Origin of the sequence: Bacillus sp. DB-2 (assembly GCF_003315125.1) — a bacterium.
GTDB lineage: Bacteria > Bacillota > Bacilli > Bacillales > Bacillaceae_G > Bacillus_A > Bacillus_A mycoides.
This window is the reverse complement of the sequence record NZ_QNRN01000009.1, coordinates 103,673-114,524: the sequence shown is the minus strand read 5'-3', so window position 1 is coordinate 114,524 and position 10,852 is coordinate 103,673. Positions and strand designations below refer to the sequence as shown.

Genomic DNA, 10,852 nt, shown 5'->3' with positions numbered 1-10,852 from the left:
CATTCTGAAATTGGACTAAAATATTTAATTTAATGCAATTCAAAAGGTTTGACGAATTTTATTTACCGGATATGATTAAAAAATAACATAACATCTTCCATATTAATAATATTTGATTAGTATCTAATCTATATGAAATTAATATGGCAATTCAAAAGGAGAACCTTATGGACATTAGGCAATTGAAATACTTCCTGATGATTGCGGAAGAAGGCCAGATTACCTCGGCCGCCAAAAAACTGCAAATGGCTCAACCCCCGCTCAGCCAGCAGCTTAAGCTGTTGGAGGAGGAGCTTGGCGTAAAGCTGGTAGAGCGCGGTGCACGCAGTATCCGACTCACGGACGCCGGGGAGATGCTGCGCCGCAGAGCGCAGCAAATTGTAGATTTAACAGATTCGACGTCAAGAGAGGTCAGTGACTTTGCCAAAGGATTGAAGGGAACATTGGCAATTGGAACGGTTTCCTCCTCTGGAGCAACGTTATTAAAGGATAGATTATCCGAATTTCACAAAGCTTACACCGGGATCAAATTTGAAATCCATGAGGGAAACACGTTCAGGGTCATTGAATTGCTACAAAGTGGGGTCATCGAACTGGGAATCGTCAGAACTCCCTTTCATAATGCGGGGATGGGATACAAATGTGCGGAAAACGAGCCGATGATCGCCGTGATGACCCCGGAGCTGGATTGGAGCAGCGGGCAGGATGCAATCCGAATCGAAGAGCTGCACGAGCGCCCTCTGGTCATTTACCGCCGATTCGAACAGCTGATTCGCGAGACTTGTCAGAAAGCCGGCTTCGAGCCAAACCTATTCTGTAAAAATGATGATGCACGTACCACCCTACTATGGGCCAATGCCGGCCTCGGAATCGGAATTATCCCGAAATCCGCGTTTGAGCTGGCGAACCACAGTAGTCTGATCTATAAGGAAATCGACAGTCCTTCCCTCCAGACCAGGATCGCGGCAATCTGGATTAAGGACCGTTACATGTCCTCATTGGCCAGAAAGTTCTTGGAAAATTTCAGTAAGGAATAATAAAAGAAAGGAGTGAACAGTCGGTTCACTCCTTCTCTCTCCAAATCTTTGAGGGCTTTTTTGATCTTTTCATGAGGAAAGATCAGGCGCCTCTGATTATTTATTTATAACTATTTTTTAATTAAAAAGGCAGTAGCTGCAAACTGGGCGTGTGATTTGATATTGCATAGCTCTCTGGCATCAATTTTCTCATCATCTACCATTTTAAAAACAACAACAACAAATCACTTTACTTTATCAATAGCCAACTTCTAAACTTTCAATACTTGTAGTAAATTCCCCGCCAAACAGCTTTTCTAAAAATAAATGACAGCTACCGAAAGTGAGTCACAGATTGAATTACAAAAAAGAACCAGCTCTTATAGCTGGTTTAATTGTGCCAATCATGAATATGAAATAAGGATTTCTAAGTCTTAAAGATAATTGGAATCTGCCAACGAATGGAATAAAAATCATGTATTTGTACCATTTTTAATAATTTATAAATTCGTTGAAATGTTCGCATCAAATTCATCTGATTTTTTAGTATCTATTTTTTCCCCATCTATTGTCACTCTTATTTCTTGTTTTTGGTTTGCTGTTACCATCCAAGCATTCGGTAAATAACGATCTTCATGGGATAATGTAGAAGGTGAATTTATAACCTTTCCTCCTAAATATAGCGTAGCAGAAGAACCTCCATCCATAGCCATTGCATTTATTGCTCCTTTTTCATATAGAATATCTTGACACTCTTTTAACGTAGCTCCTATGCTATGTGTCTGCCTACCGTCAATCACTAGAAACATTATTGTGCCATCTTCTTTTTGTGCCATAATACTTCGCGGAGCAGAGCCCCAACCACCGTCTCCTTCTGTAATCATTTTTTCTCCATTAACAATTAACTGTGGCATAAATCCTGCTGCTGAAACGACTTGTTTATCCAAAAGTTGTTGGGTAGAATAATTCCCTGTTATCATTTGTCCAAACTTTGTTAAGCCCGTAATAATTGTAGGGGTATTTTTATCTATATTTGTATCAATTTCTTTCCCATTTTCTATTACTATTCCAGTTGCAATATTTCCTCCACCCCTTCCTGTTTCATCAGCAAATCCACTTGCATTCACTGCAACAAGTGCATGATTACGTTTTGCCATTACACTAATTTTTTCTCCCCTGTTAGCTCCTTGTGTTCCTTGATGGCTAACAAGTTTAACATTGAAGGGATTGCTAATGGTAATTAACTTCCCTTCGAAAAGAAAACGACTATCTTTATTACTTTTAATTGTTTCTACATCAATTTCTAATGGCTGATTTTTTAATTCTTCTAATCTTTTTCCTGCTATTTTTTTATAAATGGCCTCATCACTATTTGACCATTTTGGATGATTAATTCTATCTTGCAGTTTATCTAGTTCCTTTTGGGATAGGAATGTATATTTCGCATATTGTGGATGCTGAGAAGTTAGTATACTTCCAGCAATTGTTACACGAAGATCTCGGCCATAGTTAGTACCAAATAATATTCCTATGCCAATAAGTATGAAAATAGAAAAAAGAAGCAAAATTCGTTTGAAGATTTTTCTTAGATGTTTCATAGGTTTCTCCTCCGGCATTAATTACATTCAATGAATCCTTTAAGATATTATTTGCCTAAAGACAAAAGTGGTTATTTCCCTCATTCCCGAGTTCCCCATTATGTCTTGGCAAGCAAAGCAAAATATTTATTCTACATTTCGTATTTATTTCAGTGTATATTTACAAATTTAATAACGTTTTTGCAACCATGAAATAAATTACTAATCCTGTTCCGTCAACAAATGTTGTAATAAATGGACCAGAAACGACTGCAGGATCTAATTTTAATTTTCTCAGAATCAAAGGTAAAACAGCTGCAACAAGAGAGGCCCAAATAACAATAAATAATAAAGTGATTGCTACAACTTGTGCAACTTCTGTTCCAACTCCTAACATATAAGCACGAGTGAGCCCAGCTAACCCAAGTGCAAGTCCGAGAAGCATGCCAATTGCAAATTCCTTTTTCATTACACGGAAAATGTCTTTAAATTTCACCTCTCCAATACCGATTGCACGAGTAATTGTTGCTACAACCTGTGTTCCTGTATTTCCTCCAGTACCTACTAATAACGGTACAAAGAAAGCTAGGGCAACTACTGTTTCAATTTCGTCTTCAAAATACTTTAGTACTGTACCTGTATATGCTTCAGCAACAAAAAGAAGCAATAACCATGGTAGACGTTTGAAGAAAATGCTCCAAATACTAGATTCAAAGTAAGATTGATTTAACGGTTCACTTCCGCCTAACTTTTGGATATCTTCTGTAGCTTCTGCTTCCATAACATTCATTACGTCATCAAATGTTATAATACCAATCATTTCATTATTTGCTGTTGTTACGGGTAATGCTGCTAAATTATAATTCAGTAGCTTTTTTACAACTTCTTGCTGATCAACTTCAGCGTGTACTGAAATTACCTCTTGAATCATGATAGTAGATAATATCTCCTCATCTGCTGCTAGTAATAGCCCATGTATGGAAACGATTCCCTTAAGATAACCATGACTATCAAGAACATAGATATAAGATATTGATTCTACATTTTCAGAATGCTCCCTAATGTACTTCAATGTCATTTTTACTGACCAATTCCCTCTAACTGCAACAAAATCACTTGTGACAAGACTTCCTGCCGTTTCAGGTTTGAAAGCCATTAATTTTTTTACATTATGTTTTGTAATTTTATTTAAATACGCCATTAATTTAGCTTGTTTTTCCGGATGAACCGCTAGAAGTAGATCTACTGTTTCATCAATCGGTTGTAAATCTAGTAACTTTTTAGCTTTGTTTTCAGATAAGTGAATTAAGATATTATATTTTTCTTCTGTACTCAAATGTTGAAGAATTTTTGAGCTTTTTAATACAGGAATCTTATCTAGTAATATGACTTGATCTTCAATTGAAAACCGTTTTACTTCTTGCGCAACATCATACGACGGATGACGTAAAACTTTCTCTGCATCCAAATTATTTTGGGTTACAAGTAATTCATTTAATAATTTCTTCATGTTAACTCCTCCTTATATTGCTAAGGGAGACTCTAGAGTTTCATGAGTGGTTTTGAGTTATTTTATCTGTCTAAAATTTTTATTAGAGCATTAATAGTTACATTGCAATCAATTTATTATTTAGAACTACCTCCTTTTTGAATATAGACAAGATAAAAATAAATAACATTAAACAAAAAAACCTTTACTCAAAAAGGAGTAAAGGTTTTTTACAATACAAATAAATGATTATTAAGACAGCTCTGCAAAAATCCCAGAGGTGCCTTTCTATCAAATCGTATACCACTCCCTCGTTGAGTTTTAGCACTGTATAGCATAGGTTTTTATAACCAGCTACATTAAAAAGGGCCTTAATCCGACCGTTCCTGTTGACCCATTGGCGTCTCTCGACATTTTTGGGCAGCAGCGTTTCTCTATACAGGAGCCTCACCTAACAAAGATTATTGAATTACTTCAAAATTTAAACCAGAATTTAATATTTGTCAACTAACTTTCGATTCGATTCATAATAAATTCTTTTTTAGAGAAATGTAATTCGACTCTATTGTAAATTTGAAATTCAACTTAAAAGATATACAATTAGTTCGAAGAAACGTTATAAAATATATGAAATTTCGTATAGGAAACTTATTGTTTATGATTTATTTGTAACTTTATAGCAGAAGTTGAATTATTAGTCATACCGTACTTCAAAAGAACATTCTTCAAAAATCTTATTTTATGATTAAAATCTTCTTTACCGTTTATCAAATTTATATGGTTAAACCACTTAATCAAATAATCCACTACAGGCCGAAAATAAGTATCTATACGAGATGATTAAATACATTTCCTTGCATTATTTCTCAAAATTCATAAAACAATAAAGAATATAAAATTAGCAATATGCTTACTTGACAAGCAAAAAAAAAATATTTATGCTGGCTACACGAAATAAATACATAAAACTTATATTGCTAAACCTGTTAGGTGAGGCTCCTATACAAACACAGGCTATTGCCCAAAAATGTCGAAAGACGCCAATGGGTAGAACAGGAATTGTCGGATTAAGGCTCTTCTTAAGATAGCTAAGTAATCAATTTCCATTACTTTACGTTGTATAGTGCCAAAGCTCTACTAGGGGGAGGAAAGCTTTATTTAGTCATGCCAATTTAAATCCCCCCTAGTATGTAACTAGGGGGGATTTTTGCGTAAGAAAACAGGGTGTAAGCTATAGAATCTTTCAAAACAAGAATACTATTTAGTAGTTGATGAGAACAAGATTCTACTCATTAGCAAATGTAATATTAAGTGTTAATGTAATCAGGAGGATATTAAAATGAAAAAAATATTAAAACTCGATTATCTATTGCTCCTCCCTCTATTCATAACATGTACTTTAGGTATTATCATGATGTATAGCGCGAGCTCCATTGTTGCTGTTCAACATTACGGTTATAACAGTAGGCATTTTGTTGATTCTCAATTAACAAAGCTATTTTTAGGAACAATAGGGTTAATAGTTTGTGCTATTCTCCCATATGAAATATGGAAAAAACGAATAGTCTCTATCTGTATTATGGTTGGGGGAATTTTTTTATTAATTATGGTTTTGTGGAAAGGAAAAGTGGTAAATAATGCTCAATCATGGATCTTTGGAATACAGCCAGCTGAATTTCTTAAATTAGGAACAATACTTGTAACAGCCCGTTTTTTTGCATTACGACAAGAACAAGCTAAAAATATTTGGAGTGGTAGCGGAAAACTTTTATTTTTTTTAGCTGCAATTTTTTTCCTAATCTATAAACAGCCAAACTTAGGATCTGCACTTTTAATATTAGGTATAGGTTTTAGCATATTTCTTTGCTCTGGAATAAATGTAAATCTATTAATTAAAAGAATTATAATCGCTTCTATTTTTTGGTTACCTTTTTTATACTTTTTAATTCAATTTAGCTTGTCAGAAGTTCAAAAGACACGTATTACTACAATTCTCAATCCCTTTGTTGATGCGCAAGGAAAAGGATATCAACTTGTAAATTCTTTTATTGCCATTGGCTCTGGAGGAATTACTGGACGTGGATTCGGAAATAGCATTCAAAAAACCGGCTATCTTCCAGAACCACATACTGATTTTATAATGGCAATAGTTTCTGAAGAACTAGGGTTTATTGGTGTATTTATTGTATTGGCAGGGGTTTTGACTATCGTTCTTCGTTCCTTAAAAATTGCACAACTATGTGTAGATCCATTCGGAAGTTTTATAGCAATTGGTATAGGATGTATGATTGGTATGCAATCCATTGTAAATTTAGGTGGTATTACGGGACTATTTCCTCTTACTGGTACCCCATTTCCATTTGTTAGTTTTGGTGGAAGTTCTTTAATGGTCAATTTAATAGCAATAGGAATATTGCTTAATATTTCAATTTTCAATAAAATTAAGTTTAATAATTATAATATATAATTCTATTTTTTAGAGATTATAAAATTTAACCTCATTGAGCAATCTATGTTCAAATAATTTCTAATTAGGTTTTTAACTGTATGAATATTAATTTTAATACCAAAAAAGGCAGGAGCTTTTGGTGAAAACTTGTTAAATAATTGTTTAATCGATGTATGTGTCTTTTCATTATATGTATTATTCATCTCAATCACATACCCTTCACCTAAAATGATTAGAAATATATTGACTTGTTATTTTTCTTATATTGAATTTAATTGGATCACTGTTGTATTGTCGTATCGCCTATAAAAAAAAGAAAACTTAATTAAGTTTTCTTTTTTTATGTTATTCCAAATCTGATTAGTTTTCATAAAGTATCTTATGTTTCCGCTGGAACGGATAAGTTTTAATTTCATCTGTATCTAAATTTTCATGAAATAAATGAATAGCTATAATTTGTCTACAATCATAGGTATGGTAATAATATGTACCAGACTCCATACACATTGCGCTTGTATAAATGGTATTATCTAATGTACCTTCTTCCGTTATTACTCCACCTTTTGGAACCTCACAATTTGATAAGATATGAAAAATGGCCGATATGCCCTCTTCTTCGTTATCTATACCTTGAATATTTTGTTTGCCATACGCTGCCCGAACAAACCTTGATGGTGGGGTGAAATCCCCAGGGAGTCCCATCGAACCTGAACCTTGTCCAAAAGCACTTAATGGTACATCCCCCCATTGTGTTGGCGCATATGGCTGCGATTTAAGACCGATATATTGTCTTAAATTTTGTAAATGCCAGTTAAACTCAGGACTATTGGTCATTACCCCAAGAGGATTATCATATATTTTTAGTCCTTCAGTTGTCGGCTCTAGTACAATACAATCTCCCCATTTATCCGCTAAAATCCAATGTAGCGGTGGAGTAACCCCTAAAACAGGTAATGGTACATCCAAAAAGGAAATACTATCTACAGAGTTCTTTAACTCTTCGACAGAATTGAATTGTGTGAGACTCCATGCCACAAAATCAAATGGAGCCAGATTCGTTTTATTTTCATCTATACTGTTACTATAACTTGCGAATCCTGGAAAATAGAGTGTTGCACATGTCATACCTGATTCATTTACTCCGTCCGCCAGGATGATCCTTCCTTGATGGTTAATCCCCATCCCTACAACAGCTTGTTTCGCCTCGATAGTTTCACCAGTTATATTGTTCCATTGATAACTACGAGGAACTATTATTACTTCTTGATTGAAATCTAATGTAAAATCCATCGTTCTTGCAAAAAGATGCTGACCGCTTTTTGTCTGTAATGTCAAACTGGTACACATAAAGAACGCCCCTTTATTTAGTTTATTTGAACAAAAACCATTTAATTTCTATCCTTAAGTTAATAGGCATGTATCGTGACCTTTATTAAAAAATATGATTGCTAATTTTATTTCGATCTTCCTTGCACCCAAGCAGCAATATCATTTATAACATACTCAGGGATATTAGCAGGACTATAATATTCATCCGGTTTACTTAACTCCCCATCTCCTTCTGTAAAGAAGTGATTTAACTTTGGATATAGTCGATAATCAACGTTATCTCGCTCTTTTAATTGTTCTTTCCAAAGAGGAATCTCGATTTTTGATTGAACTTGATAGTCTCTTTCTCCTTGAATAATAAGAAGCGGTGTCTTTTGTTCTTTTGACATTTCTGCTGCTTTAATTTTACGAATAGAATCCCAAAATACTGCTGATCCTAAATAAAAATCTTTTGGAGGATTCTGACTAGAGAAATTGGGATCATTTAATAATTCAAATTGCGATTTGTAAAATTTATATTCATCCGATTTCATTGCTCCAATAGAAAAAAGATACTCGAATTGATCTAAAACAACATCTTGGATTGTACGGGCTGGTCCTCCCATCACAATTGCTCCAGCTATATTTTGATTTTGGTCTTTTTCAATCATTTTCGGAAGCATCAGTCCACCTTGACTATGACCAAGAATATAAATTTGATTCTTATTTATCATAGGTTCATTTTGAAGAAAATGAGTCACAAGAAGAGCATCATCTGTTGTCTCTTTATCAACTGTATAAAAAGGACTGTATTGTGTTTTCAATCCATGTTCATAAGTCCGTTTATTATAGCGAAGGACAGCAATTCCTTTCGAGGCAAGACCTTCAGCTAAATCGCGAAATGGTTTTAAAGCAAACGCTGTTTCATCCTGATCGGTTGCTCCAGATCCTTGCACAAGAATAACTGCTGGGAAAGGACCCTTACCTTTTGGAACAGACAATGTTCCTGGTAATGGAAATGCACCACTTCCAACTACTACTTCTTTATCAACAAATGATTCAGGCTTACTATATGATGGACGCTCTGCAACAGGACTAAACGACATGCTGAGTTGAAAATCGTCTATTTTTCCAGATGGATCTAGTTTAATTAGTAAAGGTACAGTAAATTGTTCAAAAGCTAATTTAACTTCTATATTCGCATGCACGGAATTTGTCTCTTTTTGTATTACCTCTCCAATTCCTATAAAAGAACCTGCTTGTAATTGCAATGGGAGTCCCTCCCAATAGCTCTTCAGCCATTCTTCGGATATTATTTTCTGTAATGACCTTGAGGTTAAATCAAATGCAGATTTATAATCTTCACTATTCATATGGCGAATAAATGAAAGAGTAGTAGATATAATAGGATTTTCATCATCAATATTGTCTACTTTTTTTATAGTTGTGTTTGTTTCCTTTAATGTCGGAATAAATTGATGGTTAAACGGATTATTATATGTATTGGGATATACACTTGTTTTCAATACATCCATATTCCGTTCCTCATACAGACTTGAAGCAATCGCGAAATTTTTAGGTAAAGTTACTTCCTCCGCATATGAAACTGAAGGAATCGTTATTGTACAAATTGCACTGACAAATAATAACTTATTACCTATTCTTTTTTTCTTGCCCATATTTATTGATTCTCCCTTCAAAATTTAAAATTTTTAATACAGTATGCCAAATACTATAAGGGAAATAAAAATTATCAAAGAGATTAATAATCTACTTTACGATTCCCCCTAACAAATTAAAAAACTATTATAAACAAACTTCAATAAAAAATGCCTTCCCCCTCTTTTTATAACTCGATTTTTTGATTAGATGGATGTTATCTAAAACAAAATTATTTATTGCATGTGCTTCGTGCTGATTAACTCTATAGTCGATCGCCAGCAGACAATCGACTATAGATTCTTATAATTATTGTGTTCGCTAATTGAGAATTTAACGAACACTTGGGTGATATGAGTTAATCCCCCTTTCTATCTCAGATGTAAATGTAAAAGGACATAAAACTCCAAACTATTTAGACAAGAAAGTCTAAACTTTCGCTTTTAGATATTGGTTGGGACAAGAAACTCTAAAACTAAATTTTATAGATTTACAGAACTAACCCCATTTAATCTTGTTTAAGATACTCCCATTCTTACCTAATGACTTATACCATCATTCTTGTTAATTCATTCATATTAATGTAACGATTCAAATGGATTAATGAATTTGTAACAGTTAAATAATTTTTAAATTATTTAACTGTTACAAATTGTACCTTTTGGGACAAAAAAAGAATCCTTTTCATAATAAGGATTCCTAATTAAAAATATGTATTTTTTGCATCCACATCAATAAATCAAATATGGATTATACGTTTTTAATTCCATTATTAATTCTTTGCTGTAATTGTAATCGTCATACCTGATTTAAGTGTGACGTTGTAAACTCGATTATCATTCAAGTTGGTTAATTGTGTTTGGATTTCATTAGCTGTTTCTTCATCATAAGAGATTTTAACAACTGTTTCATGAATCGGCACTTCATTATCCAAGTTATCATCTACCCAATACAGAAGTCCTTCTTTTTCTGTTGTGTTAAATCCTATTTTAATTGCCTCCTCCAAAGTGCTTTCAGGAGTTAAATCATTTGGGTCATTAGGGTCTTTTGTAGCAATCCTGCGCTCAGATGCTGTAACACCGTTTGTTAAAATAATTGAAGCGGTTTTTGATTTTATCTTATCAAACTCATTTTTAAACGTATTATCAATTATCTCCCTTATATCTATTAGTATAAAATGTAATGATCTAATAAAATATTCTATAGAATTTATTGATTTCCTTTGTATTAATCACTTCATTTGTAGAGTTTTGAGTATGTAATTTAGTTCATATTTTTGTAAAATTCATTTTCAAAATATGAACATTAAACATGTTTTAAAATTTGTACCTTTATGAACATTGGTCATTTTTTA

At 33.5% G+C, this 10,852-nt stretch carries 7 protein-coding genes, 1 pseudogene and 2 riboswitches; of the genes and pseudogenes, 2 read left to right on the top strand and 6 right to left on the bottom strand.

What is annotated here, in order from left to right:
• Positions 1-167 precede the first annotated feature (167 nt).
• The gene (locus tag DET63_RS16675) at positions 168-1,037 is read left to right on the top strand and encodes a LysR family transcriptional regulator (protein WP_113937244.1); all 870 of its coding nucleotides are present in this window, start codon (positions 168-170) and stop codon (positions 1,035-1,037) included.
• A gap of 479 nt (positions 1,038-1,516) precedes the next feature.
• Here DET63_RS16675 and DET63_RS16670 read toward each other — a convergent pair whose 3' ends face one another.
• Both DET63_RS16670 and mgtE read right to left on the bottom strand, forming a co-directional pair.
• The gene (locus DET63_RS16670) at positions 1,517-2,614 is read right to left on the bottom strand and encodes a phosphodiester glycosidase family protein (RefSeq protein WP_113937243.1); all 1,098 of its coding nucleotides are present in this window, start codon (positions 2,612-2,614) and stop codon (positions 1,517-1,519) included.
• Positions 2,615-2,774: 160 nt separating this feature from the next.
• A complete protein-coding gene (gene mgtE, locus DET63_RS16665) occupies positions 2,775-4,103 on the bottom strand; it encodes a magnesium transporter (protein WP_113937242.1) in 1,329 nt (442 codons plus the stop codon).
• Between the two features lie 277 nt (positions 4,104-4,380).
• Positions 4,381-4,548, bottom strand: a riboswitch (M-box (ykoK) riboswitch).
• 509 nt (positions 4,549-5,057) lie between these two features.
• A riboswitch (M-box (ykoK) riboswitch) is annotated at positions 5,058-5,234 on the top strand.
• Between the two features lie 187 nt (positions 5,235-5,421).
• Here mgtE and DET63_RS16660 point away from each other — a divergent pair.
• Entirely contained in the window at positions 5,422-6,549 is a 1,128-nt protein-coding gene (locus DET63_RS16660; protein ID WP_113937241.1) for an FtsW/RodA/SpoVE family cell cycle protein, read from the top strand.
• 104 nt (positions 6,550-6,653) lie between these two features.
• Here the strand turns inward: DET63_RS16660 and DET63_RS30645 are convergent.
• From DET63_RS30645 to DET63_RS16640, 4 genes and pseudogenes are all read right to left on the bottom strand, one after another.
• Positions 6,654-6,734: pseudogene (locus DET63_RS30645) on the bottom strand (serine hydrolase); the annotation flags it as partial.
• Between the two features lie 157 nt (positions 6,735-6,891).
• Positions 6,892-7,878 carry a choloylglycine hydrolase family protein gene (locus tag DET63_RS16650; protein WP_002069031.1) on the bottom strand — a complete coding sequence of 329 codons (987 nt, stop codon included), beginning with the start codon at positions 7,876-7,878 and terminating at the stop codon, positions 6,892-6,894.
• 107 nt (positions 7,879-7,985) lie between these two features.
• Positions 7,986-9,518 (bottom strand): alpha/beta hydrolase, encoded by a 1,533-nt coding sequence (locus DET63_RS16645; protein ID WP_113937240.1) that lies wholly within the window; start codon positions 9,516-9,518, stop codon positions 7,986-7,988.
• Between the two features lie 752 nt (positions 9,519-10,270).
• Positions 10,271-10,615, bottom strand: coding sequence for a hypothetical protein (locus DET63_RS16640; protein ID WP_257140375.1), 345 nt, complete (start codon positions 10,613-10,615; stop codon positions 10,271-10,273).
• Positions 10,616-10,852 lie beyond the last annotated feature (237 nt).